Source organism: Streptomyces sp. NPDC085931 (genome assembly GCF_044540565.1).
Lineage (GTDB): Bacteria > Actinomycetota > Actinomycetes > Streptomycetales > Streptomycetaceae > Streptomyces.
On record NZ_JBITSK010000017.1, the window covers coordinates 66,071 to 92,193 of the forward strand.

A 26,123-nucleotide genomic window follows, 5' to 3' on the forward strand; every position below is an offset into this window, starting at 1 on the left:
GACGGAAGGCGGAGGCGGGCCACGATGGCGGAGACCGGGACGCGGGCCCGCGTGGCCGGCGGGGAGCACGCGCTGCGGCGCACGCTGGGCTTCCGGGACCTGGTGGTCTACGGGCTGCTGTTCATCGCGCCGATGGCGCCGGTCGGGGTGTTCGGCACGCTGGACGCGAAGTCGCACGGGGCGGTGGCGCTGGTGTACGCCGTCGCGACGGTCGCGATGGCGTTCACCGCGTTCAGCTACGCCCAGATGGTCCGGGTCGTCCCGCAGGCGGGCTCGGTGTTCGCCTACGCGCGCGTGGGGCTCGGCAAGGAGGCCGGCTTCGTCGCGGGCTGGATGGCGATGCTGGACTACGTCCTGATCCCGGCGGTGGCGTACCTGTTCTGCGGGGTCGCCATGAACGCGCTGGTCCCCGGGGTGTCGCGGTGGGTCTGGACGGCGCTCGCGGTGGTCGTGACGACGCTGCTGAACCTGTGGGGCGTGCGGGCGGCCGCCCGGGTGGGCTTCCTGGTCCTGCTCATGGAGGTCGTGGTCCTGGTCGTCTTCGTGGTGGCCGCGGTCGTGGTCCTGGTCCGTGACGGTGGAGAGCGGGGCTGGCTGTCGCCGCTGTCGGGGGACGGCACGCAGGGCGCGTTCGCGGTGTCGGCGGTGCTCGGGGCGGTGTCGGTGGCGGTGCTGTCGTATCTGGGGTTCGACGCGATCGCCTCGTTCGCGGAGGAGGTCACCGGCGGCTCGGCGAAGATCGCGCGGGCGCTGCTGTTCTGCCTGGCGCTGGCGGGTGTGCTGTTCGTGGCGCAGACCTACCTGGTGGCGCTGCTGGAGCCGGTGTCGTCGGCGCGGCTGGCGGCGGAGCCGGGGCGGCAGGGGACGGCGTTCTACGACACGGTGGACGCCTCGGTCGGCACCTGGCTGCACGACCTGGTGGCGGTGAGCAAGGCCATCGGCGCGGCCTTCGCGGCGCTGGCGGGGCAGGCCGCGGCGGCCCGGCTGCTGTTCGCGATGGGCCGGGACCGGCGGCTGCCGCGCGCGCTGTCCCGGACCGGGGGCGGGGTGCCGCGGGTGGCGCTGCTGTGCGCGGCCGTGGTGACGCTGGTGGCGGCGGTGTGGGCGGCCCGCCGGGACGACGGGATGGACCAGCTGGTGTCGGTGGTGAACATCGGCGCGCTGACCGCCTTCACGCTGCTGCACGCGAGCGTGGTGGGCTGGTTCGCGGCCGGGCGCCGGGGCGGGGCGGTGAGCTGGTGGCGGCACGTCCTGGTGCCGGTGCTGGGAGCGGCGATCACCGTCGCCGTGATCGTGGCGGCGTCGGGCACGGCCCAGGTGGCCGGCGCGGTGTGGCTGGCGGTGGGGCTGGTGGTGCTGGTCCTCCAGGAGCGCCGCGGAACGACGACGCCGCCCGCGCCGGGCTGACCGGCCCGGCCCCGCCGTCCGGCGGTGAACCGCATTGTCGGCGGTGGCCACTACGCTCGCGGGCATGGCTGTGAACACGACTCCGGAATCCCCGCTGCCCGTCGGTGAGGTGTCGCGGCTCATCGGGGGATGGATCGACCGGCTCGGGGCGGTGTGGGTCGAGGGGCAGATCACGCAGTTGTCGCGGCGGCCGGGCGCCGGTGTGGTGTTCCTGACGCTGCGGGACCCGTCGCACGACATCTCGGTCGGCGTGACCTGCTACCGGCAGGTGTTCGACGCCGTCGCGGACGTGGTGAGCGAGGGCGCCCGGGTCGTGGTCCTGGCGAAGCCCGAGTGGTACGCCCCGCGCGGGCAGCTGTCGCTGCGGGCCGCCGAGATACGGCCCGTGGGCGTCGGGGAGCTGCTGGCCCGGCTGGAGCAGCTGAAGAAGACGCTGGCGCGCGAGGGGCTGTTCGCGCCGGAGCGCAAGAAGCCGCTGCCCTTCCTGCCGCAGCTGATCGGGCTGGTGTGCGGCCGGGCCTCGGCGGCGGAGCGGGACGTGCTGGAGAACGCCCGGCACCGCTGGCCCGCCGTCCGCTTCGAGGTGCGCAACGTCGCCGTGCAGGGCGTGCACGCGGTGCCGCAGGTCGTGCAGGCCGTCAAGGAGCTCGACGCGCTCGACGACGTCGACGTGATCATCGTCGCCCGGGGCGGCGGCAGCGTGGAGGACCTGCTGCCGTTCTCCGACGAGCAGCTGATCCGCACGGTCGCGCAGTGCCGTACGCCCGTGGTGTCGGCCATCGGCCACGAGCCGGACAACCCGCTGCTGGACCACGTGGCGGACCTGCGGGCCTCCACGCCCACCGACGCCGCCAAGAAGGTCGTGCCGGACGTCGGTGAGGAGTACGAGCGCGTGCGGCTGCTGCGGGACCGGGCGCGGCGGTGCGTGGCGGCGCTGCTGGACCGGGAGGAGCGCGGCCTGGCGCACGCGCTGGCGCGGCCGTCGATACAGGACCCGCACCGGATGATCGACGAGCGGGCCGACCACGTGGCGGACCTGCTCGACCGCGGCCGGCGCTGTCTGCGGCACCAGCTGGACCGCGCCGACTCCGAGCTGGCGCACACGCACGCGCGCGTGGTGGCCCTCTCCCCCGCCGCGACCCTGAAGCGCGGGTACGCCGTGCTGCAGAGGGCGGACGGGCACGCGGTCCGCGACCCGGGCGAGGTGGAGGCCGGCGAGGTGCTGCGCGCGCGGGTCTCCGAGGGTGAGTTCTCCGTACGAGTCGACACATAGGGTGGGTGGATGACCAGCGAGGTGGAGCAGGCGCCGGGCACGGCCGAGGCGCTGGGGTACGAGCAGGCGCGGGACGAGCTGATCGAGGTCGTCCGCCGTCTGGAGGCGGGCGGCACGACGCTGGAGGAGTCCCTGGCGCTCTGGGAGCGGGGCGAGGAGCTGGCCCGGGTGTGCCGGCGCTGGCTGGAAGGGGCGCGGGCGCGGCTGGACGCGGCGCTGGCGGAGGAGGCCGCGGAGGGCGAGGACGCCGGGTAGCCCTCCGGGAACCGGTACGGGATCCCTGTGAAGTGGATCACCACGCCCCGGATTTAGTTGAACGTTGAACTTCATTGGCGTAATGTCGCGGACGTCAGCCGGTCCGGCACACCGGACCCGACGTACCACCCGAGAAGGTTTCCGTTCATGTCTCTCGTCCTTGACCCCGCAGCCCAGGACCTCCTGTTCCGCGAGGCCCGCACCGCCAACACCTTCACCGACGAGCCGGTGACGGACGAGCAGGTGCAGGCGATCTACGACCTGGTCAAGTACGGCCCGACCGCCTTCAACCAGACCCCGCTGCGCATCACCCTGGTCCGCTCCCCCGAGGCCCGCGAGCGACTGGTCGCGCACATGGCCGAGGGCAACCGGGCCAAGACCGCGGCCGCCCCGCTGGTGGCGATCCTCTCCGCTGACAACGAGTTCCACGAGGAGCTGCCGCACCTGTTCCCGGCCTTCCCGCAGGCCAAGGACGCCTTCTTCGCCGAGCGCCCGGTGCGCGAGGGTTCCGCCGCGATGAACGCCGCCCTGCAGGCCGGGTACTTCATCGTCGGCGTCCGCGCCGCCGGGCTGGCCGCCGGCCCGATGACCGGCTTCGACTTCGAGGGCGTGCGCAAGGAGTTCCTGGACGACGACCACACCCCGCTGATGGTCGTCAACATCGGGCGCCCGGGCCCGGACGCCTGGTACCCGCGCTCCCCGCGCCTGGCGTTCGACCAGGTCGTCACGACCGTCTGAACCCACCGGCACGAGGAAGGCCCCCGGCACGGCTGCCGGGGGCCTTCCTCGTGTGCGCTCACTTCGTCTCCAGTGCCTGCGCCATCTTCGTGAGCTGCGCGAACGAGGCGGTGCCCGTCACGACCGTCGTCGAGCCCTCGGTGCCCTCCAGGACCAGCGCGTCGTACCGGCCGCCCTCCCAGCGGGTCCACGTCCGGCCGTCGATCTTCTCGGTCCTGCCGGTCTCCCGCGCGCCCTGCGTCGCCTCGTCGAGGAAGACGGGCCGCCGCTGGGTGGACTGCTGGACCGCCACGTACTCCCCCTCGGGGTCGTGGAACCCGAGGTGCCAGGTGGCGAAGTCGTCGCCCCGGTAACGGACGGAGGTGGCCTTCCAGGTGCCGGGCAGGCCCTCGGGCGCGGCGACGGGGTACGGGGCGGCCCGGCGCGCCGTGAGGAGCTCGACCCGGTAGTCGACGCGCTTGAGGTCGGGTGCGCTGTCGTCGTGCGGGATGAAGAGGTAGATGACGCCCGCCACGAGGACGATGACCCCGAGGGAGAGGATCATGTCCCGCGCCGTCTTCTGCTTGCCGTTCGTGCCTGCCACGCCCCCTATCGTCGCAGGTCTCGGCGGCGCTCATCCGTGGGGGGCCCTGCTCATTTTGCGGGCTCGGCGATAGAGTCGGGCGACAAAGCCCTCATCCGGCCGTCGTCGTACAGAAAGGTGCGCTCCGATGACCGAGCATCATCACTTGCCGTCCGAACTCGATGTGCCCTCCGAGGCCCCCGACCGCAACCTCGCCCTGGAACTGGTCCGGGTGACCGAGGCGGCGGCGATGGCCGCGGGCCGCTGGGTCGGACGCGGTGACAAGAACGGCGCCGACGGTGCCGCGGTCCGCGCCATGCGGACCCTCGTCTCCACCGTGTCGATGAACGGTGTCGTCGTGATCGGCGAGGGCGAGAAGGACGAGGCCCCGATGCTGTTCAACGGGGAGCGCGTGGGCGACGGGACCGGGCCCGAGTGCGACATCGCCGTGGACCCGATCGACGGCACCACGCTGACCGCCAAGGGCATGACGAACGCGATCGCGGTGCTGGCCGCCGCCGAGCGCGGGTCGATGTTCGACCCGTCCGCGGTCTTCTACATGGACAAGCTCGTCACCGGCCCCGAGGCGGCGGACTTCGTCGACATCAACGCGCCGGTGTCGGTGAACATCCGCCGGGTCGCGAAGGCCAAGCGCTCCGCGCCCGAGGACGTCACGGTGGTGATCCTGGACCGGCCGCGGCACGAGGGCATCATCAAGGAGATCCGGGAGACCGGGGCGCGCATCAAGCTGATCTCCGACGGTGACGTGGCCGGCTCGATCCTGGCGCTGCGCGAGGGCACCGGCGTCGATCTGCTGCTCGGCATCGGCGGTACGCCCGAGGGCATCATCTCGGCCTGCGCGGTGAAGTGCCTGGGCGGCACGATCCAGGGCAAGCTCTGGCCGAAGGACGACGAGGAGCGGCAGCGGGCGATCGACGCGGGGCACGACCTCGACCGGGTGCTGACGACCGAGGACCTGGTCACCGGTGAGAACGTGTTCTTCGTGGCGACGGGCATCACGGACGGCGAGCTGCTGCGGGGCGTCCGCTACCGGGCCGAGACGGCGACGACCGACTCGATCGTGATGCGCTCCCGGTCGGGTACGGTGCGCAGAATCGATTCGGAGCACCGGCTGTCCAAGCTCCGGGCGTACAGCGCGATCGACTTCGACAAGGGGAAGTAGCGCGCCAGGGGGACCGCGCGACGCCGGCGTGTGCGGGCCGGCAGTGGTGGCCCGCGCGGTTCCCCGCGCCCCTTCGGGGCGCGTCTTGGCGGGTCGGCCGCGTGGAGCCGGGAGGAACGAAAGGAGGGGCGCCCCCGGCGGGGACGCCCCTTTCTCGTGCCGCTCGCCGCTGGGGCCTGTCGTCTGGTATCAGGCCGCAGGAAAGTGGCGGCGCTGTTCAGCGCCGGGGAGCGTGGTCTGGTGCGTGCGGCTGCAAGGCGGAGGAGGAGTCGACGCGGGGCGTCGGCGACCGACGACAACGCCGCAGATGTGCGTGCCAGGACGCGCGTCTGCGGCGTGATCCAGACGACAGGACCTAGCCCGCTGCCGCTATCTGGTTCGCCGAGCGGGCGGCCTTCTTCAGCTCCAGGTCGCGGCGGCGGCGCCGGGCCAGGACCACGCGGCGCTCGGCCGCGGTGAGGCCGCCCCAGACGCCGTAGGGCTCGGGCTGGAGCAGGGCGTGCTCGCGGCACTCGACCATGACCGGACAGCGGGCGCAGACCCGCTTGGCCGCCTCCTCCCGGGAGAGCCGGGCGGCGGTGGGCTCCTTGGAGGGGGCGAAGAACAGGCCCGCCTCGTCGCGCCGGCACACCGCCTCGGTGTGCCACGGGGCGTCCTGGTCCCTGTCTCGCGCTGGCACCCGCGGGGCCGGAACGGCAGCTACCTGCAGGGACGAATGCGGCGGTTGCAGCACGGTCTACTCCTGACGACGGCTTCGCGAGCGAGAGACGATGCAGCAAGGCCTACCCGCTGTACGCGCGCCTATGCACTGAGTTCCCAACCGCCGCTTCCGGTCCGTTCGCGACCGTCAATGACCCAGGTGCTTGCGCAAACTCCGGTCGACCTTGCGCTGCACCCGGTCCAGGATGTCCGCGACGATCGTGCCGCGCCGCGCCCGCGCCTCGACGCTGCCGAGGACGGCCCAGCCGTCGACGTAGACGATGGGGGCCTCCGGGTCGCCCGAGTCCAGCGTGGCCACCTCGAAGCTGCCGAGGACGCCGCCGCCCATGCCGCGCAGCGACACGTTCTCCGGGACGCGGATGTCGACGCTGCCGAAGACCGCGAACGACTTGACGACGACCTGCTGGTGGTCGTAGAGCGCCTCGCTGAGGTCGATCTCGACACTGCCGAAGATCGCGTAGGCGTGGATCCGGCGGCCGGCGCGCCAGCGGCCCTTGCGGACGGCGCTGCTGAAGACCGCGACCACGTTGTCGTCCGGCTCGGCCGGGATGGCGCCGGCCGTGGGGCGGTGCGGGGCCGGGGCGTGGGCGGGGCCGGGGCGGGGGCCGTGTGCGGCGGGCAGGTCCCGGATGAAGACCTCCAGTTCACCCACCGTCTTGGCGCGCAGCACCCCCTCGACGCGCTCGGCGTGCTCGTCGGCGGTGAGGCGGCCCTCGGCGAGGGCGTCGTGCAGGATGTCGGCGATGCGGTCGCGCTCGGCGTCGGAGGCGCGCAGCCCGGAGGCGTCGAGCCCGGGGGCCGCGGTCCCGGTCGGCGGGTGAGGGTCCGGCTTCTGAAGGTCCACGGCAGCAGCGTACCCACACACGATAGATCGCGACACCCCCCGGGCCGGCCCCGCTCGGTCCGGCCGCCGGCCGGGATGTGACGAACTGAGCCTTACCTCACAAGCTCGGCGTCAGCGGCAGGTTCTACGCTGGTGGGCGCTCGCCGAAGGAGGCGGGCCGCCGTCCGCAGAGTGAGGAATGGGCTGAGATGCCTGAGTTCGCGTACACCGATCTGCTTCCCCAGGGAGAGGACACCACCCCGTACCGGCTGGTGACCTCCGAAGGTGTCTCCACGGTCGAGGGGCCGGACGGGCGCACCTTCCTCCAGGTGGAGCCGGAGGCGCTGCGCAAGCTCGCCGAGGAGGCCATCCACGACATCCAGCACTACCTGCGCCCGGCCCACCTCGCGCAGCTGCGCCGGATCATCGACGACCCCGAGGCGTCGGGCAACGACAAGTTCGTGGCGCTGGACCTGCTGAAGAACGCCAACATCGCGGCGGCCGGCGTGCTGCCCATGTGCCAGGACACGGGCACGGCGATCGTGATGGGCAAGCGCGGGCAGAACGTGCTGACGCGGGGCCGCGACGAGGAGGCCCTCAGCCGCGGCATCTACGACGCGTACCAGAACCTCAACCTGCGCTACTCGCAGATGGCCCCGCTCACCATGTGGGAGGAGAAGAACACCGGCTCCAACCTCCCGGCGCAGATCGAGCTGTACGCGACCGACGGCGGCGCCTACAAGTTCCTGTTCATGGCCAAGGGTGGCGGCTCGGCCAACAAGTCGTTCCTGTACCAGGAGACGAAGGCCGTCCTGAACGAGGCCTCCATGATGAAGTTCCTGGAGGAGAAGATCCGTTCGCTGGGCACGGCCGCCTGCCCGCCGTACCACCTGGCGATCGTGGTCGGCGGCACCAGCGCCGAGTACGCGCTGAAGACCGCCAAGTACGCCTCCGCGCACTACCTGGACGAGATCCCGGCCGAGGGCTCGGAGCTGGGGCACGGCTTCCGGGACAAGGAGCTGGAGCAGAAGGTCTTCGAGCTGACGCAGAAGATCGGCATCGGCGCGCAGTTCGGCGGCAAGTACTTCTGCCACGACGTGCGCGTGGTGCGCCTGCCCCGGCACGGCGCGTCCTGCCCGGTCGCCATCGCGGTGTCCTGCTCCGCCGACCGCCAGGCCGTCGCGAAGATCACCGCCGAGGGCGTCTTCCTGGAGCAGCTGGAGACGGACCCGGCGCGGTTCCTGCCGGAGACCACCGACGAGCAGCTCGACGCCGACGGCGACGTGGTCAGGATCGATCTGAACCAGCCGATGGACGACATCCTGGCCGAGCTGACCAAGTACCCGGTGAAGACCCGGCTCTCGCTGACCGGCCCGCTGGTCGTGGCGCGCGACATCGCCCACGCCAAGATCAAGGAGCGGCTGGACGCGGGCGAGGAGATGCCGCAGTACCTCAAGGACCACCCGGTGTACTACGCCGGTCCGGCCAAGACCCCCGAGGGCTACGCGTCCGGCTCCTTCGGCCCGACCACGGCCGGCCGCATGGACTCCTACGTGGCGCAGTTCCAGGCCGCGGGCGGCTCCAAGGTGATGCTCGCCAAGGGCAACCGCAGCAAGCAGGTCACCGACGCCTGCCACGCGCACGGCGGCTTCTACCTCGGCTCCATCGGCGGCCCGGCCGCGCGCCTGGCCCAGGACTGCATCAAGAAGGTCGAGGTCGTCGAGTACGAGGAACTCGGCATGGAGGCGGTCTGGAAGATCGAGGTCGAGGACTTCCCGGCGTTCATCGTCGTGGACGACAAGGGCAACGACTTCTTCCAGGACCCGGCGCCGCAGCCGACGTTCACGTCCATTCCGGTACGGGGTCCCGGACTCGCCTGACGAGCGCGGTGACGAATCGCCTCCACGGGGAACAGTGGTCGCGGCGCTGACGCTGTGACACGTGGAGGTGATCGTCGATGACCGACGAGCAGGACAGGACCGAGTACCGCACCGAGCACGACTCCATGGGCGAGGTGCGGGTGCCCGCCCACGCCAAGTGGCGGGCCCAGACCCAGCGGGCGGTGGAGAACTTCCCCGTCTCCGGGCAGCGCATCGAGCGCGCGCACATCGAGGCGCTGGCCCGGATCAAGGGCGCGGCGGCCAAGGTCAACGCCGAGCTGGGGGTCCTGGACCAGGACATCGCCCGGGCGATCCAGGAGGCGGCCGGGGAGGTCGCCGAGGGCCGGTGGGACGAGCACTTCCCCGTCGACGTGTTCCAGACCGGGTCCGGGACCTCGTCCAACATGAACACCAACGAGGTCATCGCCACCCTGGCCGGTGAGCGGCTCGGGCGCCCCGTGCATCCGAACGACCACGTCAACGCCTCGCAGTCGTCCAACGACGTCTTCCCGTCCTCCATCCACATCGCCGCCACCGCCGCGGTGACGCGCGACCTGATCCCGGCCCTGGAGCACCTCGCCGCCTCCCTGGAGCGCAAGGCCGAGGAGTTCGCCGACGTCGTGAAGTCGGGGCGGACCCACCTGATGGACGCCACGCCCGTGACGCTCGGGCAGGAGTTCGGCGGCTACGCGGCCCAGGTGCGCTACGGGGTCGAGCGGCTGCACGCCTCCCTGCCCCGGCTCGCCGAACTGCCCCTCGGCGGCACGGCCGTCGGCACCGGCATCAACACCCCGCCCGGTTTCTCGGCCGCCGTCATCCAGGAGGTCGCCCACGTCACCGGGCTGCCGCTGACCGAGGCCCGGGACCACTTCGAGGCGCAGGGCGCCCGGGACGGCATCGTCGAGACCAGCGGACAGCTGCGGACCATCGCCGTCGGGCTGACGAAGATCGCCAACGACCTGCGGTGGATGTCCTCCGGGCCGCGCACCGGCCTCGCCGAGATCGCCCTGCCCGACCTCCAGCCCGGCTCCTCGATCATGCCGGGCAAGGTGAACCCGGTGATCCCGGAGGCCGTGCTCATGGTCGCCGCCCAGGTCATGGGCAACGACACCACCGTGGCCACCGCCGGCGCCGCCGGGAACTTCGAGCTCAACGTGATGCTGCCGGTCATCGCGAAGAACGTGCTGGAGTCGATCCGGCTGCTCGCCAACGTCTCCCGGCTGCTCGCCGACCGCACCGTGGACGGCATCACCGCGAACCGCGAGCGGGCGCGCGAGTACGCCGAGTCCTCCCCCTCGGTCGTCACGCCGCTCAACAAGTACATCGGCTACGAGGAGGCCGCCAAGGTCGCCAAGAAGGCCCTGGCCGAGCGGAAGACGATCCGTCAGGTCGTCCTGGACGGCGGCTACGTGGAGCGCGGTGACCTGACCCTGGAGCAGCTCGACGAGGCGCTGGACGTCCTGCGGATGACGCGCCCGTGACGTCTCGCGGCATCCGTACGCCCGGCGCGTGAACCGTGACACGCGCCGCAGCGTCGTATGCCCATGGCACCTAATATCTGTCCATGGCGGAGGGCGGAGCGGTGAGACGCGTGGCAAAGGGCGGTGCGACGGGCTTCTGGGCCCCCGGGAGCCGGATCCTGTGGCGGTACCGGGAGAACGGCGGCCCGCACGTGCACATCGCGCGTCCGGTCACCGTCGTCCGGGACGACGCCGAGCTGCTCGCCGTGTGGCTGGCGCCCGGCACCGAGTGCGTGAAGCCGGTGCTCGCCGACGGCACCCCGGTGCACCAGGAGCCGCTGGAGTCGCGCTACACCAAGCCGCGCACCGTGCAGCGCGACCGGTGGTTCGGCACGGGCGTGCTGAAGCTCGCCCGGCCCGGCCTGCCCTGGTCGGTCTGGCTGTTCTGGGAGCCGGGCTGGCGGTTCAAGAACTGGTACGTGAACCTGGAGGAGCCGCTGGCCCGTTGGGAGGGCGGCGTCGACTCGGAGGACCACTTCCTGGACATCTCCGTGCACCCCGACCGCAGTTGGCACTGGCGCGACGAGGACGAGTTCGCCCAGGCGCTGCGGGACGGGCTGATGGACGAACGGCAGGCGGAACGGGTCCGGGCGGCGGGGCGGGCCGCGGTGGAGGTGATCCGCGCCTGGGGGCCGCCGTTCTGCGAAGGCTGGCAGCACTGGCGCCCGGATCCCTCCTGGGGGGTACCGTCACTGCCGGAGGACTGGGATCGTACGCCCGCGCACGTGTCCTCATGAGACCCTTGATGCGCCCCCGGGCAAGAAACGTAGGATCGTCCTCCGCAAGGGCGCGCGGCGGCAACTACCGGAGCACGCGCTGAGCTTGACCGATCGTCACCGAGGGGCGGCAGGACGTGAGCGAGGGGTACGAGGGCAACACCGGCAGGGCCTGCGTCGCGGGCCCCACGGGCCGCGGACGGCCCGCCGGTGGCACAGGAACAACCTCTGACCACGCGGAAATTCCGTTCCTGGGGCACGTATTCCGGGTATCGGAGTTTCGGCGGGAGAAGCTGCACACCTGGCGTGCAGCCCCGGACGGATGGATTCGACACGCGTGACGGAGCAGCCGACCTCCTTCGAACGCCCCCAGCAGGGCGTCGACCCCGCGGACCCCCGCGGGGCGCTCGTGCATACCCCGGCGCGCACGCCCGGCGCCGGCGCCTTACCGGTCCAGGGCCGCCACGGCGGCGACGTCACCGTTCCGGTCACGACGGCCCACACTCCGCCGGGCACGTCTCAGCCGGACACCTCCACGCCGTTCGGCAAGGGCAAGGACACTGTGAGCGACCCCGCCTCCGAGCACTCCCAGCCGGGTGCCGAGCAGACCGCCGAGCGCGACGCCCCCCGGCCGCGCCCCGCCCCCGAGGGCATTCCGCTGCAGCCGGCCGACGAGCAGGACCGGCACGGCACGAGCGCCGACGGGCAGGAGCGCCGCACCGGCCAGAGCCTGCCGCCCGGCCGGCCCACGCCCATGCGGCGGGACGGCGACCGGCTGCGGTTCGTCGGGGCCGCCACCCGGCGCATCGCCCGCGGCATCGACCTCGACGAGATCGTGATGGGGCTGTGCCGGGCGACCGTGCCGACGTTCTCCGACGCGATCCTGGTCTACCTGCGCGACCCGCTGCCCGTCGGCGACGAGCGGCCCACCGGCCCGCTGGTGCTGCGGCTGCGCCGCACCGACCGGATACCGGTGGAGCGCGACACCGAGAACGGCTTCCTGCCGGCCGCGCAGCCCGAGCCGAACGAGCTGGACTCGGTCGGCGCCGAGCTGTGCGAGGTGCGGCCCGGCAGCGCGCTCGCCGAGGTGCTGCGCGGGGTGCGCCCGGTGTTCACCGACGCCCCCGCGGCCCGTGCCGCGCTGCCGGAACTGCTCGGTGAGGGCGGCGCGTTCGCCGTGCCGGACGGGCAGCGCGCGATCCTCGCGCCGCTGCGCGGCCGGCGCCGGGTGATCGGTGCCGCCCTGTTCCTGCGCCGCCCCGAGCGGATCGCCTTCGAGCCGGACGACCTGCTGGTGGCCGCCCAGCTCGCCACGCACAGCGCCCTCGGCATCGACAAGGCCGTGCTGTACGGCCGCGAGGCCTACATCGCGGACGAGCTGCAGCGCACCATGCTGCCCGAGACGCTGCCCCGCCCGACGGGCGTGCGGCTCGCCTCGCGTTACCTGCCGGCCGCGGAGACCGCCCGGGTCGGCGGCGACTGGTACGACGCGATCCCGCTGCCGGGCAGCCGCGTCGCCCTGGTCGTCGGCGACGTGATGGGCCACTCCATGACGTCGGCCGCCATCATGGGCCAGCTGCGCACCACGGCGCAGACGCTCGCCGGGCTCGACCTGCCGCCGCAGGAGGTCCTGCACCACCTCGACGAACAGGCCCAGCGCCTCGGCGTGGACCGCATGGCGACCTGCCTGTACGCGGTCTACGACCCGGTAGCGCACCGCATCACCATCGCCAACGCCGGTCATCCGCCGCCCGTCCTGCTGCACCTGGGCGGCCGGGCCGAGGTGCTGCGCGTGCCGGCCGGTGCCCCCATCGGGGTGGGCGGCGTGGACTTCGAGGCGGTGGAGCTGGACGCGCCCGCCGGGGCGACCCTGCTGCTGTACACCGACGGCCTGGTCGAGTCGCGCCTGCGGGACGTGTGGACCGGCATCGAGCAGCTGCGGGAGAAGCTCGCCGCGACCGCGCAGCTCACCGGTCCCGACCATCCGCCGCCCCTGGAGGCGCTGTGCGACGAGGTGCTCGACATGCTCGGCCCGGGCGACCGGGACGACGACATCGCGCTGCTCGCCGCCCGCTTCGACGGGATCGCGCCCAGTGACGTGGCGTACTGGTTCCTGGAGCCGGAGGACGCCGCTCCCGGCCGGGCCCGCCGGCTGGCCCGCCGGGCGTTGCAGCGCTGGGGCCTGGAGGAGCTGAGCGACTCGGTGGAGCTGCTGGTCAGCGAGGTCGTGACCAACGCCGTGCGGTACGCGTCCAGGCCGGTGACCCTGCGGCTGCTGCGCACGGACGTGCTGCGCTGTGAAGTCGGCGACGACGTCCCGCAGTTGCCGCGGCTGCGGCAGGCCCGGGCCACCGACGAGGGCGGCCGGGGGTTGTACCTGGTGAACCGCCTGGCCCGCCGCTGGGGTGCGACCCGGCTCAGCACGGGCAAGGTGGTGTGGTTCGAGCTCAACCGCGGCTGAGCCCGCCACAGGAACGCGCGAAGGGCGCCCGGTGTGCACCGGGCGCCCTTCGCGCGTCCTACTCGTCCTCGCCCGGCTCGACCGGCTCGAACGGGCCCCCGCCGTCGTCCGGCGGGGTCGTCGACGGCTTCGCCGGCGGGGAGGAGGTGGGCGGGGTCGTCGACGGCTTCGTCGGCGGGGTGGTGGTCGGCTCCTCGCTGGTCGGCGGCGGGGACGACGACGGCGCCTCGGTGGTCGGCTCCCGCGTCGGCTCCTGGGTGGGCGACTGGGACGGTGTCGGCGTCCGCGTCGGCTCGACGGCCGCGCCCTGCTGCGTCTCCAGGTCGAACTTCTCGACGTCACCCATCACGCCGAAGGTGTACGCCGCCCAGATCTGCGCCGGGAAGCCACCGCCGTTGACCCGGGGCTGGCCGCCGGCCTTGTACATGGGGACCTGCCGGTACGGCGGTTTGTTGTCCTCTCCGAACAGACCCACCGAGGTGACCAGGCCCGGCGTGTAGCCGGTGAACCAGGCCGACTTGTTGTTGTCGGACGTGCCGGTCTTGCCGGCGACCTGCTGGCCGTCGCGCAGGGGGTTGTCGCGCACGGACGAGCGGGCGGTGCCGTCGTCGACCACGCCGGTCAGCACCGAGGTCACCGTGTCGGCGGCTTCGCGGCTGATGACCTGCTCGCCGACGGCATCGGGCATGGTCACGGTCCTGTTCAGGTGCTCGGCCGACTTCACGAGGGCCGGGGTGACCTTCTTGCCGTGGTTGTCGAGGGTGGCGTACACCCCGGCCATCTCCAGCGGGCTCGCGCCCATGCTGCCGAGGGTCTGGGCGGGCACGGCCTCCATGTTCTCGGTGTCCATGCCGAGCTTGCCGGCGACCTCGACGACCTTCTCCATGCCGACGTCGACGCCCATCTGCGCGAAGACGGAGTTGACGGACTTGTTCATGGCCGTCTGGACGGAGATCGGGCCGTAGTCCGCGTCGTCCTCGTTCTCCGGCGCGAAGCCGACCTTGCTGCCGTTGTCGACGACCGGGCGCTTGCTGGTGCCGTCGTAGACCGTGCTCGCGGTGATCGGCTTGCCGTCCTGCGTCTTCGCCTGCTCCTCCAGGGCCGCGGCCAGGATGACCGGCTTGAAGGTGGAGGCCGGCTGGTAGTCGGAGCGGGTGGCGTTGTTCACGTAGTGCTTGAAGTAGTCCGTGCCGCCGTACATCGCGACGACGGCGCCCGTCTTCGGGTTCACGGACACGGCACCGGCCTGGACGTCCGCGTCGACCGCCCGCTTGCCCGGGTCGAGCTTGCTGGTCAGCTGCTGCCTGACCGACTTCTCCAGGGCCGCCTGCTTCTTCCGTTCGACGTTCAGCGTGACGGTCCAGCCGCCGGCGTTGACCATCGCCTCGGCTTCCTTGGCGCTGCCGGCGGTGCCGTCCGCGACGAGCTGCCGCTCCAGCGCCGCGTTCGCCGCGTTGACCAGGTAGCCCTTCTGGCCCTCCATCCCCGGGGCGGGCTTGGGCTCCTTCGGCACCGGGAACTTCATCCCGGCCCGCTCCGACCCGCTGAGCCAGCCCTCGTCGACCATGTTGTCGAGCACGTAGTTCCAGCGGGCCTTCACCAGCTTCCTGCCGGTCTCCGAGGCGACGGCCCAGTCGTACTGGCTGGGGGCCTGGAGCAGCGCGGCGAGGTAGGCGCCCTGCGCGACGGTGAGCTTCTCGGCGTCGGTGCGGTAGTAGGCCTGGGCGGCGGCCTGGATGCCGTAGGCGCCCCGGCCGTAGTAGCTGGTGTTGATGTAGCCGGCGAGGATGTAGTCCTTGGACTTCTCCCGGTCCAGCTTCAGCGAGATGACCAGTTCCTTCAGCTTGCGCGAGACGGTCTGTTCCTGCGTCAGGTAGTAGTTCTTGACGTACTGCTGGGTGATCGTCGAACCGCCCTGGGCGCCGCGTCCGGCCAGCGTGTTGAACAGGCCGCGGGCGGTGCCCTTGAGGTCGACGCCGGCGTCCTTGTAGAACGTCTTGTTCTCGGCGGCGACGAAGGTGAGGCGCACTTCCTTGGGGACCCGCGCCAGGTCGACGACCTCGCGGTTGACCTTGCCGTCGCGGGCCATGATCGAGCCGTCGCTGTACTTGTAGATGTTGCTCTGCCGCTTGGCGTCGGCGTTCCCCTCCGGGATGTCGATCACCATGTACAGCACGATGAAGGCGCCCATCCCGAGCAGGCACAGGCCGAGGAAGGTGCCGAGGAGCTTCTTCCAGGTGAAGAGGGCGCGTATGCCGCTCTTCCCGGCCGCGCCCGACGAACGGCGGCGCCTGGGCGCCGCCCGGCGCCCACCGCGCTGTCGGGCGCGTCTTTCTTCCGCTCGTCCCATCGGTCCGATCCGCTCCGCTTCGTTCATGTGTGCTCACAAGTCACACAGGTTCGCCGCTCAGGTCAGCTCAGAAAGCTAACACCGGGAGATAAGAGAAAGGGCTGTCGATCCGGGTCTTTGCGGACGTGACAATCAGCACCCATCCCAACGGAACCGACGTACGAGACGCGTGCGAGGTTGCCATCGAGGGGTAAAGTGATATCACTTAGATAGGAAGAAGCTAGGCACGAAGGGCTTCTCAGAGGAACCGGGGGACACCCATGACCACACACGACGCGCAGGTCACCGCCGATGTGCCCGAGATGCCGGCGCCACGCGTGCGCGAGTTCGCCGCGCACAGCATCGGCGGCGGGCTCGCCCTGCTGCTCGGCCTGCTCGGGCTGCTGGCCGGCGCCGGGCTGATCGCGGCGGCCGCGACCGTCGCCGCGACCGGCGCCAAGGCCGCCCTGATCATCGCCGGCATCCTGATCGCGCTCGCGGCCTTCCTCGCCATGTGCGGGCTGAACATGGTGGCGCCGGGCGAGGCCCGCGTCGTCCAGCTCTTCGGCCGGTACCGCGGCACGATCCGGCAGGACGGCCTGCGCTGGGTGAACCCCTTCACCTCGCGCACGAAGATCTCCACGCGCGTGCGCAACCACGAGACGGCCGTCCTGAAGGTCAACGACGCCTACGGCAACCCGATCGAGCTCGCCGCCGTCGTGGTGTGGCGCGTCGAGGACACCGCCCAGGCGACGTTCGAGGTGGACGACTACATCGAGTTCGTCTCCACGCAGACCGAGGCGGCCGTGCGGCACATCGCCATCGAGTACCCCTACGACGCGCACGAGGAGGACGGCCTGTCGCTGCGCGGCAACGCCGAGGAGATCACCGAGAAGCTCGCGGTCGAGCTGCACGCGCGCGTGGAGGCGGCCGGCGTGCAGATCATCGAGTCGCGCTTCACCCACCTCGCCTACGCCCCCGAGATCGCCTCCGCGATGCTCCAGCGGCAGCAGGCCGGAGCGGTGGTCGCGGCCCGGCGGCAGATCGTGGAGGGCGCCGTCGGCATGGTCGAGTCGGCGCTCGCCCGGATCACCGAGCAGGACCTCGTCACGCTCGACGAGGAGCGCAAGGCCGCGATGGTCTCCAACCTGATGGTGGTGCTGTGCGGCGACCGCGCCCCGCAGCCCGTTCTCAACGCCGGGACGCTCTACCAGTGACGGCTCCTTCCGAGGGTTCCCCCTCCCCGCGGCGGCCGCAGCAGCGCAAGCAGGTGCTGCTGCGGCTCGACCCGGCGGTGTACGAGGCGCTGGCCCGGTGGGCCGGGGACGAGTTGCGGTCGGCGAACGCGCAGATCGAGTTCCTGCTGCGCCGGGCGCTGGCCGAGGCGGGGCGGCTGCCGCGGGACACCGGCCCGCCGCCCCGGCGGGGACGGCCGCCCGGCCCGCGGGGCGGCCCCGCCTCCGGCCCGCCGCCGGCCTGACCGGCCGAGCGGCCCCCGGGGGCCGCTCGGCTCCCGGGGCTGCTGGACCCCCGGGGGGGGCTGTTGCGGAACCGTGACAACACCTCCCGACCTGCGCGGCCCCACCCCCCGCCATGATCTGCACACTCGGCGTATACATCCCGCGTATACACCCCGTGTACAGTCCTGGTCATGTCCATCGGTCACACTCTTCTGGGGCTCCTGGAGTCCGGCCCGCGGCACGGTTACGACCTGAAGCGCGCCTTCGACGAGAAGTTCGGTCACGACCGGCCGCTCCACTACGGCCAGGTCTACTCGACGATGTCCCGGCTGCTGAAGCACGGGCTCGTCGAGGTCGACGGCATTGAGGCGGGCGGCGGTCCCGAGCGCAAGCGGTACGCCATCACCGAGGCCGGCATCACCGACGTCGAGCGCTGGCTCGCGACGCCGGAGAAGCCGGAGCCGTACCTGCAGTCGACCCTCTACACCAAGGTCGTCCTCGCGCTGCTCACCCACCGCGACGCCTCCGACATCCTCGACACCCAGCGCTCGGAGCACCTGCGCAGCATGCGCATCCTCACCGACCGCAAGCGCAAGGGCGACCTCGCCGACCAGCTCATCTGCGACCACGCGCTGTTCCACCTGGAGGCGGACCTGCGCTGGCTGGAGCTGACCGCGGCCCGGCTGGACAAGCTCCGCGAGGCGGTGACCCGGTGACGCTTCCCGATGGTTCGCTGCTCACCGCCCAGGACCTGCGCAAGGTGTACGGGCCGACCACCGCGCTCGACGGCGCCGAGTTCTCCATCCACCCGGGCGAGGTCGTCGCCGTGATGGGCCCCTCCGGGTCGGGCAAGTCGACGCTGCTGCACTGCCTCGCCGGGATCGTCATGCCCGACTCGGGCTCGATCGTCTACAAGGGGCGTGAGGTCACCGCGATGAGCGACGCCGAGCGCAGCGCGCTGCGGCGCTCGGAGTTCGGCTTCGTCTTCCAGTTCGGGCAGCTCGTGCCGGAACTGACCTGCGTGGAGAACGTGGCGCTGCCGCTGCGGCTGAACGGCTCCCCCCGCAAGGAGGCCGAGAAGGCCGCCCTCGCGTGGATGGAACGGCTGGAGGTCGACGACCTGCGCCGCAAGCGGCCGGGCGAGGTCTCCGGCGGTCAGGGACAGCGGGTCGCCGTCGCCCGGGCGCTGGTGACCGACCCCCGGGTGGTCTTCGCCGACGAGCCGACCGGCGCGCTCGACTCCTTCAACGGCGAGCGCGTGATGGAACTGCTCACCGACGCCGCCCGGTCGGCCAGCACGGCCGTGGTGCTCGTCACGCACGAGGCTCGGGTGGCCGCCTACTCCGACCGGGAGATCGTCGTCCGGGACGGCAGGTCGCGGGACATGGAGCGCGTCGTATGAGCGTCCGGCAGTGGGTGCGCGACCTGGGCATGGGCATGCGGTTCGCCCTCGCGGGCGGGCGTGAGGGCTGGACCCGGGCGCTGCTCACGGCCGTCGGTGTCGGGCTCGGCGTGGCGCTGCTGCTGCTCACCACCGCCCTGCCCGGCGCGCTGGCGGAACGGGACCGGCGCGAGGAGGCCCGCAGCGACCACACCCTGAGCCAGCAGAAGATCCCCAAGGCCGACGACACCCTGGTCGTGCTGGACGCGGACACCATGTTCCGCGACCAGGACGTGCGCGGACGCCTGCTGGAGCAGGAGGGGCCGAAGGCCCCGCTGCCGCCGGGGCTCTCGGAGTTCCCGGCCGACGGCACCATGGTCGTCTCCCCCGCGCTGAAGGAGCTGCTCGCGTCCGGCGACGGGAAGCTGCTCCGGGAGCGGCTGCCCTACCGGATCACCGGCACCATCGGCGAGCAGGGGCTCATCGGCTCCAAGGAACTCGCCTTCTACGCGGGCGGCACGGGGCTGGCCGACCGGCTCGGCTCCTCCACCGCGGGCGCCCGGATCGACAGCTTCGGCAACCCGGACCTGGGGGCGCCCGACCCCTGGGACCCGGTGCTGCTCCTGCTGGTCCTGGTCGTCTTCGTGGTGCTGCTGATGCCGGTCGCGGTGTTCATCGCGGCGGCCGTGCGGTTCGGCGGCGAACGGCGCGACCGCCGGCTCGCGGCCCTGCGGCTGGTCGGCTCCGACAGCCGGATGACCCGGCGGATCGCCGCCGGCGAGGCACTCGCCGGCTCCGTGCTGGGGCTCGTCCTGGGCACCGGCTTCTTCCTGCTCGGACGTGAACTCGCCGCCTCGGTCGAGGTGTTCCACGTCAGCGTCTTCCCGAGCTATCTGAACCCCTCGCCCCTGCTCGCCCTGCTGGTCGCGCTGGCGGTGCCGACGGCCGCGGTGCTGGTGACCCTGTTCGCGCTGCGCGGCGTCGTCATCGAGCCGCTCGGCGTGGTGCGCACCGCCCGGCCCGCGCGCCGCCGGCTGTGGTGGCGGCTGCTGCTGCCGCTCGGCGGGATGGCGATGCTCGCACCGATGATCGGGCAGGGCGACGACGGGGGAACCTTCAACCAGTACCTCGTGGTCGGCGGTGTGATGCTGCTGCTCGTCGGCGTCACGGCCCTGCTGCCGTGGGTCGTCGAGACGGTCGTGGCCCGGCTCGGCTCGGGCGGGGTCGCCTGGCAACTGGCGGTGCGCAGGCTCCAGTTGAGCAGCGGCGCGGCGGCCCGCATGGTCAACGGCATCGCGGTGGCGGTGGCCGGGGCGATCGCGCTGCAGATGCTGTTCGCCGGCGTGGAGGGCAACTACACCTCCGCGTCGCAGTACGACGTGTCCCGCGCCCAGATGCAGGTGCGCGTGCCCGACCGGCTCGATGCCGTCGCCGCCGCCGGGAAGTTCCGCGACACCGAGGGCGTCCGCAAGGTCATCGCGCTGTCGGAGACGTACCTCCACGGCCGGGGCGCCGACGCGGAGTCCGTCGTCCAGATCACGCTCGGGGACTGCGCGTCGCTGCGCGAGGTGGCCACGCTGCCCTCCTGCCGGGACGGTGACGTCTTCGCCGTGCGCGGCGCCGAGTACGACACGTACACGGACAAGCTGGGCAGGCCGGGCAAGACGCTGTGGCTGGACGGCGAGAACGCGGACCGGCCCGGCGAGCGGTTCTCCTGGACCGTGCCGAAGGGCATCCGGAAGGCCGAGTCCCGCGAGGACCCGACCGGCACCGAGCGCGGCGGCATCCTGATCACGCCGGGCGCGGACTCCGCCGGGCTGGCCGGGCTCGCGCAGCAGGAGCTCTACCTGAGCCTGTCGCCCGGGGTTCCGGACGCGTACGAGTACGTGCGCAACACGGCGGCCCGGATCGACCCCACGGTCGACCCCGTCGTCTGGCACGCCGTCGAGCGCAACGAGCGCTACGCGACCATCCGCACCGGTCTGTTCGTCGGCGCCGTGGCCGTGCTGGCGCTGATCGGGGCGAGCCTGCTGGTGTCGCAGCTGGAGCAGTTGCGCGAACGCCGCAAGCTGCTGTCCGCGCTGGTCGCCTTCGGCACGCGGCGCCGCACCCTCGGGCTGTCGGTGCTGTGGCAGACGGCGATCCCGATCGGGCTGGGCCTGCTGCTGGCCGCGACGGTGGGGATGGCGCTGGGCGCGGTCCTGCTGCGGATGGTGAACCTGTCCGTCCGGGTGGACTGGCCGAGCGTGCTGTCGATGACCGGGATCGGCGCGGGCGTCGTCCTGGTGGTGACGCTGCTGAGCCTGCCGCCGCTGCTGAAACTGATGCGCCCGGACGGCCTGCGCACGGAGTAGCTCCCCGAGCACCGGGACCCCGTCTCCGCCCGGGCCCGCAACCGGCCACGTGCCCCCGGGGCCGCCGGACCCGGGCGCGGGCGGCATCACGCATCCACGGCCGGCCCGAGGACGGCCCCGAACCAGGGCGGCGCCAGGCGCGCCAGACCCGGGGCGGAGTCCGACACCGCAGGTCGGGACGGCTTCCGACGCTCGGGCCAGGCGGCGTCAGGCTCGCGGGCCGCGGGGCGTCAGGTCCCGGAGGCCGACGGCCGGGGGGCGGGGCAGCGGCTCAGGCGTCGGCGGGCAGGACCCGTACGGGCAGCGGCCGCAGGGCCTCGCGCAGGGCGGCTGCCAGTTCCTCGTACTCCGCGGCGCGCGCGGCCCCCGCCCGCATCGCCAGGGCGACCCGGCGGCTGGGGGCCGGGTCGGCGAAGTAGCCGGTGAGGAGCTGGTTGCTGCGCGAGGTCTCGACCTTGACGGCCGTGCGCGGCAGCAGCGTGACCCCGAGCCCGCCCGCCACCAGCTGCACCAGCGTGGACAGTCCGGCGGCGGTCGTGGTGACGGGCACGTCGTCGCGGCCGGCCTCCCGGCAGATGTCGAGGGCCTGGTCGCGCAGGCAGTGCCCCTCGTCGAGCAGCAGCAGGTTCAGCTCGCGCAGCGCCTCGCGGGGAATGTTCTCCCGCCCGCCGAGCGGGTGGTCGAGCGGCGTGACGAGCACGAAGTCCTCGTCGAACAGCGGCAGTTCGACCACACCCGGCACGCCCAGCGGCACCGCGAGCAGCAGCAGGTCGAGCCGCCCGGCGGCCAGCCCGTCGAGCAGGTTGGCGGTCTGCTCCTCGTGCACCTGCAGATCCAGGTGCGGATACCGTTCGTGGACGAGCCGCAGCACGGTCGGCAGCAGATAGGGCGCCACCGTCGGGATCACCCCCAGCCGCAGCACGCCGGTGAAGGGCGCCCGGACCGCCTCGGCCTCCTCCATCAGTGCGCCCACCTCCGCCAGCACCGCCTTGGCCCGGACGGCGATCCGCTCGCCCTCGGGCGAGAGCAGCACCTTGCGCGTCGTACGCTCGAGGAGCGTCACTCCGAGTGTTTCCTCCAGTGCCGAGACCGCGCCCGAGAGGGCGGGCTGGCTCATGCCGATCGCCCCGGCGGCGTCGCGGAAATGCAGATGCTCGGCGACGGCCGCGAACGCCCGCAGCTGGGCGAGGCTCGGCTGCCTGCGCTTACTACCCACCGTCACTGATAACTACCTCCGATCAACCCGACCGAGTGTAGCTATTTCCGTAATCAATCGACGCTGTGCCAACATCAACACCGTCCAACCCATGGGAAACGCCCGCAATCCGGGAGTTTCTTCGCTGCAAGGAGAGCCTGTGCTCACTGTCGGTGACAAGTTCCCCGAGTTCGAACTGACCGCCTGCGTCTCGCTGGAGAAGGGCAAGGAGTTCGAGAAGATCAACCACAAGACCTACGAAGGCAAGTGGAAGGTGATCTTCGCCTGGCCCAAGGACTTCACCTTCGTGTGCCCGACCGAGATCGCCGCCTTCGGCAAGCTGAACGACGAGTTCGCCGACCGCGACGCCCAGGTCCTCGGCTTCTCCGGCGACTCCGAGTTCGTCCACCACGCCTGGCGCAAGGACCACGACGACCTGCGTGACCTGCCCTTCCCGATGATGGCCGACTCCAAGCACGAGCTGATGCGCGACCTCGGCATCGAGGACGAGGACGGCTTCGCCAAGCGCGCGGTCTTCATCGTGGACCAGAACAACGAGATCCAGTTCTCCATGGTGACCGCCGGTTCCGTCGGCCGGAACCCGAAGGAGGTCCTGCGGGTCCTGGACGCGCTGCAGACGGACGAGCTGTGCCCCTGCAACTGGTCCAAGGGCGACGAGACCCTCGACCCGGTCAAGCTGCTGGCTGGTGAGTGAGGCATGTCCCTCGACTCCCTGAAGTCCCGCATACCGGACTACGCCAAGGACCTGAAGCTCAACCTGGGCTCGGTCATCGGCAACTCCGACCTGCCGGCCCAGCAGCTGTGGGGCACCGTGCTGGCGACCGCCATCGCCTCGCGCTCCCCGATCGTGCTGCGTGAGCTGGAGCCCGAGGCGAAGGAGAACCTGTCGCCGGAGGCCTACACGGCGGCCAAGGCCGCCGCCGCGGTGATGGCGATGAACAACGTCTTCTACCGCACCCGCCACCTGCTGTCGGACCACGAGTACGGCAGCCTGCGCGCGGGCCTGCGGATGAACGTCATCGGCAACCCGGGAGTCGACAAGGTCGACTTCGAGCTGTGGTCCTTCGCCGTCTCGGCCATCAACGGCTGCGGCATGTGCCTGGACTCCCACGAGCAGGTCCTGCGCAAGGCCGGCATCGACCGCGAGGTCGTGCAGGAGGCGTTCAAGATCGCGTCCGTGATCCAGGCGGTCGGCGTGACGCTCGACGCCGAGGCGGTCCTGGCCGAGTAACCCCCGGCCGCACGCCCGTCGTGGCAGGGCCCCGTCCACCCACCGGTGGACGGGGCCCTGTTCTGTTCGTCGTGCGCGCTACTCCCGCGGCGCCTCGGGGGCCGGCTCGGCGCTCACCGCCGTCGCCCCGCGCGGCGGCACGGCGTGCCGCACCGCCGCCTTGCGCGAGTAGGCCCGCAGATACCCGGCGACGGTGTTCGTCACGGCCACCAGCGGCACGGCGACCACCGCACCGCCGATCCCGGCCACCATTCCGCCGCACGCCACCGCCAGTACCACCGCCAGCGGATGCACTCGCACCGCCCGGCCGAGGATGAACGGCTGCAGGATGTGCCCCTCGATCTGCTGCACCGCCAGCACCACCACCAGCGTCATGACGGCCGTGAACACCCCTTGGGTGACGAGCGCGACGACCACCGCCAGCGCCCCGGACACCACCGCGCCCACCAGCGGGATGAACGCGAACAGGAAGATGAACACCGCCAGCGGCACGGCCATCGGCACGTCGAGGAAGTAGATCCCGAGCCCGATGAAGATCGCGTCGATCAGCGCGACGATCACCGTGCCCCGCACGTACGCCGTCAGCGTCCGCCAGGCCGCGGGACCCGCCCCGGCCACGCCCGGCCGGGCCGCCGCGGGCACCAGCTTCAGCGTCCACTCCCAGATCCGCTTGCCGTCGTAGAGCAGGAACAGCGTGCAGAACACGGCGAGCAGAATGCCGGTCAGCGCCTCGACGACGACCGTGACGCCTTCCAGGCCGGCGGAGGTGATCTGGTCGGTGTTGGCCCCGACCGCCTCGCGCAGGTTCTTGGCGATCTCGTTGATCTGCTTGTCGGTGACGTGGAAGGGGCTGTTCAGCAGCCAGTTCCGCAACTCGTCGATGCCGTCCTGGATCTGGCTGGAGAGGTCGTCGATGTTCTCCATGACCTGCCAGGTCACGAACCAGCCGATGAGGCCCATGACGACGAACCCGAGGATCGCCGTCAGGGCGGTGGCGGGGCCGCGCGGCACGCCGTGGCGCCGCAGCCGCGCCACCGTCGGCTGCAGCATGGCCGTGATGAGCAGCGCGATGACGAACGAGAGCACCACGAGCTGGACGGCGCTGATGACCCGCATCAGCACCCACAGCGTGCCCGCGAGGACGAGCAGCCGCCAGCCGGCCTCCGCCGCGACCCGTACTCCCCACGGCACAGCGAGCGCGGGGTCGGGCCGGGGCGGGACGTCGGGGGCGTAGTCCGGGGGCGGCGGCACGAGTTCGTCGGGCCGTGGCACGGAGTCGGGGTCGTCCCGCTCCCGTTCGGCCGCGGCGCGGCGTTCGTTGTACCGCTCGCTCACCTCGGTCAGTCCGGCACCGAGCCGGCCGAGCCACCCTGGCACTCGCGACATGATCCGTCCTCTTCCCCCGTCTCTGCGCACCACTCCTCCGGGAGCCGTCCGCGTCCGACCGTACAGGGCGCGAGCCCCGCACCGTACGACGGTGCGGGGCTCGTGCGAAGGAGAGGATCGGCCGTGGGCCGGTCGGCTCAGTACCAGTGGTTGGCCTGCCAGAACGACCAGGCGTCACACGGGCTGCCGTAGCGGTCGTTCATGTAGTTCAGGCCCCACTTGATCTGCGTGGCCGGGTTGGTCCGCCAGTCGGCGCCGACGGACGACATCTTGGAACCGGGCAGCGCCTGGAAGAGGCCGTAGGCGCCCGAGGAGGGGTTGACCGCCTTGTAGTTCCAGTCGGACTCGTGGTCCACGATGTTGCTGAAGCACTGGAACTGGCCCGCCGGCACCATCTGCCGTGCCATCGCCTGGATCTGGGCGATGCTGTAGGAGGACGCGACGGGGAAGTCGGAGATGTCCTTGGAGCGGCTGGCGGCCTCCTTGGCCTCCGCGCGCTCCTTGGCCTCCTTGGCGGCCTTCTCGGCTGCCTCCTCGGCGGCCTTCTTCTTGGCGATGGCCGTCTCGGCGGCGGCCTTGCGGGCGGCCTCCTCGGCGTCCTTCTTCGCGCTCGCGTCCGCTGCGATGGCCTGCGCGTCGGCCTGCTGCGTCAGGGACGCGGTCTGCACCTGGGCCTGCTGGCCCGCGGGGATGTCCGCGAGCAGCGTGGCGCCGCTTGCCGTCGCTTCCGCGTCGTTGTTCTGCGCGGTGCTGCCCGAGGCAACGCCGACGACGCTTCCGACAGCGGTGACCGCCGTGGCCGAGGCCACTGCGAATCCCCGGACCGAGATCCGGCTCACACGGTTTCCTTCCAGCATCGCCCGCTTCGGTGACCCTCGCGGACGCAATCGTGCCCCTGGCACTGGCCTCCCCAACTACGGGGTCACGGGAGGCGCGGGCCCGGTGGGCAACTCCCCCGAGGGGAGTGCCGCGTGGTGCTCGGGCGGCATACGACATCGCTATGGAGTTGGCGTGTGCTCTACGGGGTGCCGTACCGCTGGGGGTACAGCTGTGTCGTATGCGGGGCCTGACAGGAGTGAGACTCTGCCGCAACCCGACGGGGCAAGGCAATTCCGAGTTGCGTGTGAAAGCTCACATCCCGTTCGGCGCGGGAAATTCACAGGAAAGTCCACACGCGAAGGCGCCGCCCGGCTAGGCTCTTCGCCTTTCCGGACGGCGCCAACTTCTG

General features: G+C 71.9%; 23 protein-coding genes. 16 read left to right on the forward strand and 7 right to left on the reverse strand.

Features of this window, described 5'->3' with window-relative positions; all coding sequences use genetic code 11:
* Window positions 1-24: 24 nt before the first annotated feature.
* From ACIGAN_RS29955 to ACIGAN_RS29970, 4 genes are all read left to right on the forward strand, one after another.
* A complete protein-coding gene (locus ACIGAN_RS29955; RefSeq protein WP_399862260.1) occupies window positions 25-1,407 on the forward strand; it encodes an APC family permease in 1,383 nt (460 codons plus the stop codon).
* A 64-nt stretch (window positions 1,408-1,471) separates the two neighbouring features.
* Window positions 1,472-2,680, forward strand: a complete 1,209-nt coding sequence (gene xseA / locus ACIGAN_RS29960; protein ID WP_365094523.1) for an exodeoxyribonuclease VII large subunit — start codon at window positions 1,472-1,474, stop codon at window positions 2,678-2,680.
* A gap of 9 nt (window positions 2,681-2,689) precedes the next feature.
* Entirely contained in the window at window positions 2,690-2,935 is a 246-nt protein-coding gene (locus ACIGAN_RS29965) for an exodeoxyribonuclease VII small subunit (RefSeq protein ID WP_365094520.1), read from the forward strand.
* Window positions 2,936-3,082: 147 nt separating this feature from the next.
* On the forward strand, window positions 3,083-3,673 hold the full coding sequence (locus tag ACIGAN_RS29970) for a malonic semialdehyde reductase (protein ID WP_365094518.1): 591 nt from the start codon (window positions 3,083-3,085) through the stop codon (window positions 3,671-3,673).
* 58 nt (window positions 3,674-3,731) lie between these two features.
* On the opposite strand, the gene ACIGAN_RS29975 is transcribed toward ACIGAN_RS29970, so the two are convergent.
* Complete coding sequence (locus ACIGAN_RS29975) at window positions 3,732-4,256, reverse strand: DUF4245 domain-containing protein (RefSeq protein WP_365094515.1); 525 nt, start codon at window positions 4,254-4,256, stop codon at window positions 3,732-3,734.
* A 127-nt stretch (window positions 4,257-4,383) separates the two neighbouring features.
* Between ACIGAN_RS29975 and glpX the strand changes: the two genes are divergently transcribed.
* Window positions 4,384-5,418, forward strand: coding sequence for a class II fructose-bisphosphatase (gene glpX / locus ACIGAN_RS29980; protein WP_365740196.1), 1,035 nt, complete (start codon window positions 4,384-4,386; stop codon window positions 5,416-5,418).
* A 355-nt stretch (window positions 5,419-5,773) separates the two neighbouring features.
* Here glpX and ACIGAN_RS29985 read toward each other — a convergent pair whose 3' ends face one another.
* Both ACIGAN_RS29985 and ACIGAN_RS29990 read right to left on the reverse strand, forming a co-directional pair.
* Window positions 5,774-6,151: a WhiB family transcriptional regulator gene (locus ACIGAN_RS29985; protein WP_311679755.1), complete on the reverse strand. Its 378-nt coding sequence runs from the start codon at window positions 6,149-6,151 to the stop codon at window positions 5,774-5,776.
* 114 nt (window positions 6,152-6,265) lie between these two features.
* Complete coding sequence (locus ACIGAN_RS29990; protein ID WP_399862264.1) at window positions 6,266-6,982, reverse strand: DUF1707 SHOCT-like domain-containing protein; 717 nt, start codon at window positions 6,980-6,982, stop codon at window positions 6,266-6,268.
* Between the two features lie 188 nt (window positions 6,983-7,170).
* On the opposite strand from ACIGAN_RS29990, the gene ACIGAN_RS29995 reads away from it, so the two are divergent.
* From ACIGAN_RS29995 to ACIGAN_RS30010, 4 genes are all read left to right on the forward strand, one after another.
* Window positions 7,171-8,841 carry a fumarate hydratase gene (locus ACIGAN_RS29995; protein WP_365099831.1) on the forward strand — a complete coding sequence of 557 codons (1,671 nt, stop codon included), beginning with the start codon at window positions 7,171-7,173 and terminating at the stop codon, window positions 8,839-8,841.
* A 77-nt stretch (window positions 8,842-8,918) separates the two neighbouring features.
* On the forward strand, window positions 8,919-10,322 hold the full coding sequence (locus tag ACIGAN_RS30000; RefSeq protein WP_365740195.1) for a class II fumarate hydratase: 1,404 nt from the start codon (window positions 8,919-8,921) through the stop codon (window positions 10,320-10,322).
* Between the two features lie 83 nt (window positions 10,323-10,405).
* Window positions 10,406-11,098: a cytidylyl-2-hydroxypropylphosphonate hydrolase gene (locus ACIGAN_RS30005; RefSeq protein WP_399862266.1), complete on the forward strand. Its 693-nt coding sequence runs from the start codon at window positions 10,406-10,408 to the stop codon at window positions 11,096-11,098.
* Window positions 11,099-11,399: 301 nt separating this feature from the next.
* Window positions 11,400-13,538, forward strand: a complete 2,139-nt coding sequence (locus ACIGAN_RS30010) for a SpoIIE family protein phosphatase (RefSeq protein ID WP_399862268.1) — start codon at window positions 11,400-11,402, stop codon at window positions 13,536-13,538.
* A gap of 58 nt (window positions 13,539-13,596) precedes the next feature.
* On the opposite strand, the gene ACIGAN_RS30015 is transcribed toward ACIGAN_RS30010, so the two are convergent.
* On the reverse strand, window positions 13,597-15,888 hold the full coding sequence (locus ACIGAN_RS30015) for a transglycosylase domain-containing protein (RefSeq protein ID WP_399862272.1): 2,292 nt from the start codon (window positions 15,886-15,888) through the stop codon (window positions 13,597-13,599).
* A 260-nt stretch (window positions 15,889-16,148) separates the two neighbouring features.
* On the opposite strand from ACIGAN_RS30015, the gene ACIGAN_RS30020 reads away from it, so the two are divergent.
* The 5 genes from ACIGAN_RS30020 (at window position 16,149) to ACIGAN_RS30040 (ending at window position 21,062) form a co-directional block, all read left to right on the forward strand.
* Window positions 16,149-17,084 carry an SPFH domain-containing protein gene (locus ACIGAN_RS30020; RefSeq protein WP_399862274.1) on the forward strand — a complete coding sequence of 312 codons (936 nt, stop codon included), beginning with the start codon at window positions 16,149-16,151 and terminating at the stop codon, window positions 17,082-17,084.
* Window positions 17,081-17,347 carry a hypothetical protein gene (locus ACIGAN_RS30025; protein ID WP_365740190.1) on the forward strand — a complete coding sequence of 89 codons (267 nt, stop codon included), beginning with the start codon at window positions 17,081-17,083 and terminating at the stop codon, window positions 17,345-17,347. The genes ACIGAN_RS30020 and ACIGAN_RS30025 overlap by 4 nt, the downstream gene beginning before the upstream one ends.
* A gap of 171 nt (window positions 17,348-17,518) precedes the next feature.
* Window positions 17,519-18,043: a PadR family transcriptional regulator gene (locus ACIGAN_RS30030; RefSeq protein ID WP_309096201.1), complete on the forward strand. Its 525-nt coding sequence runs from the start codon at window positions 17,519-17,521 to the stop codon at window positions 18,041-18,043.
* On the forward strand, window positions 18,040-18,729 hold the full coding sequence (locus ACIGAN_RS30035; protein WP_365087088.1) for an ABC transporter ATP-binding protein: 690 nt from the start codon (window positions 18,040-18,042) through the stop codon (window positions 18,727-18,729). Before ACIGAN_RS30030 ends, ACIGAN_RS30035 begins: the two co-directional genes overlap by 4 nt.
* A complete protein-coding gene (locus ACIGAN_RS30040) occupies window positions 18,726-21,062 on the forward strand; it encodes an ABC transporter permease (RefSeq protein WP_399862277.1) in 2,337 nt (778 codons plus the stop codon). Before ACIGAN_RS30035 ends, ACIGAN_RS30040 begins: the two co-directional genes overlap by 4 nt.
* Window positions 21,063-21,333: 271 nt before the next feature.
* Here ACIGAN_RS30040 and ACIGAN_RS30045 read toward each other — a convergent pair whose 3' ends face one another.
* Window positions 21,334-22,284: a LysR substrate-binding domain-containing protein gene (locus tag ACIGAN_RS30045; protein WP_399862279.1), complete on the reverse strand. Its 951-nt coding sequence runs from the start codon at window positions 22,282-22,284 to the stop codon at window positions 21,334-21,336.
* Window positions 22,285-22,417: 133 nt separating this feature from the next.
* On the opposite strand from ACIGAN_RS30045, the gene ACIGAN_RS30050 reads away from it, so the two are divergent.
* Complete coding sequence (locus tag ACIGAN_RS30050) at window positions 22,418-22,972, forward strand: peroxiredoxin (RefSeq protein WP_031119691.1); 555 nt, start codon at window positions 22,418-22,420, stop codon at window positions 22,970-22,972.
* Window positions 22,973-22,975: 3 nt separating this feature from the next.
* Window positions 22,976-23,509: an alkyl hydroperoxide reductase gene (locus ACIGAN_RS30055; protein ID WP_365740186.1), complete on the forward strand. Its 534-nt coding sequence runs from the start codon at window positions 22,976-22,978 to the stop codon at window positions 23,507-23,509.
* 78 nt (window positions 23,510-23,587) lie between these two features.
* On the opposite strand, the gene ACIGAN_RS30060 is transcribed toward ACIGAN_RS30055, so the two are convergent.
* Together ACIGAN_RS30060 and ACIGAN_RS30065 are read right to left on the reverse strand one after the other, a co-directional pair.
* Window positions 23,588-24,895, reverse strand: coding sequence for an AI-2E family transporter (locus tag ACIGAN_RS30060; RefSeq protein ID WP_365740185.1), 1,308 nt, complete (start codon window positions 24,893-24,895; stop codon window positions 23,588-23,590).
* A gap of 137 nt (window positions 24,896-25,032) precedes the next feature.
* A complete protein-coding gene (locus ACIGAN_RS30065) occupies window positions 25,033-25,752 on the reverse strand; it encodes an aggregation-promoting factor C-terminal-like domain-containing protein (RefSeq protein ID WP_365740184.1) in 720 nt (239 codons plus the stop codon).
* Window positions 25,753-26,123: the final 371 nt, after the last annotated feature.

Coding starts and splice junctions, on each gene's coding strand:
- ACIGAN_RS29955 (WP_399862260.1), top strand. CDS start 25: ATGGCGGAGACCGGGACGCGGGCCCGCGTGGCCGGCGGGGAGCACGCG.
- xseA (WP_365094523.1), top strand. CDS start 1,472: ATGGCTGTGAACACGACTCCGGAATCCCCGCTGCCCGTCGGTGAGGTG.
- ACIGAN_RS29965 (WP_365094520.1), top strand. CDS start 2,690: ATGACCAGCGAGGTGGAGCAGGCGCCGGGCACGGCCGAGGCGCTGGGG.
- ACIGAN_RS29970 (WP_365094518.1), top strand. CDS start 3,083: ATGTCTCTCGTCCTTGACCCCGCAGCCCAGGACCTCCTGTTCCGCGAG.
- glpX (WP_365740196.1), top strand. CDS start 4,384: ATGACCGAGCATCATCACTTGCCGTCCGAACTCGATGTGCCCTCCGAG.
- ACIGAN_RS29995 (WP_365099831.1), top strand. CDS start 7,171: ATGCCTGAGTTCGCGTACACCGATCTGCTTCCCCAGGGAGAGGACACC.
- ACIGAN_RS30000 (WP_365740195.1), top strand. CDS start 8,919: ATGACCGACGAGCAGGACAGGACCGAGTACCGCACCGAGCACGACTCC.
- ACIGAN_RS30005 (WP_399862266.1), top strand. CDS start 10,406: ATGGCGGAGGGCGGAGCGGTGAGACGCGTGGCAAAGGGCGGTGCGACG.
- ACIGAN_RS30010 (WP_399862268.1), top strand. CDS start 11,400: ATGGATTCGACACGCGTGACGGAGCAGCCGACCTCCTTCGAACGCCCC.
- ACIGAN_RS30015 (WP_399862272.1), bottom strand. CDS start 15,888: ATGGGACGAGCGGAAGAAAGACGCGCCCGACAGCGCGGTGGGCGCCGG.
- ACIGAN_RS30020 (WP_399862274.1), top strand. CDS start 16,149: ATGACCACACACGACGCGCAGGTCACCGCCGATGTGCCCGAGATGCCG.
- ACIGAN_RS30030 (WP_309096201.1), top strand. CDS start 17,519: ATGTCCATCGGTCACACTCTTCTGGGGCTCCTGGAGTCCGGCCCGCGG.
- ACIGAN_RS30040 (WP_399862277.1), top strand. CDS start 18,726: ATGAGCGTCCGGCAGTGGGTGCGCGACCTGGGCATGGGCATGCGGTTC.
- ACIGAN_RS30055 (WP_365740186.1), top strand. CDS start 22,976: ATGTCCCTCGACTCCCTGAAGTCCCGCATACCGGACTACGCCAAGGAC.
- ACIGAN_RS30060 (WP_365740185.1), bottom strand. CDS start 24,895: ATGTCGCGAGTGCCAGGGTGGCTCGGCCGGCTCGGTGCCGGACTGACC.
- ACIGAN_RS30065 (WP_365740184.1), bottom strand. CDS start 25,752: ATGCTGGAAGGAAACCGTGTGAGCCGGATCTCGGTCCGGGGATTCGCA.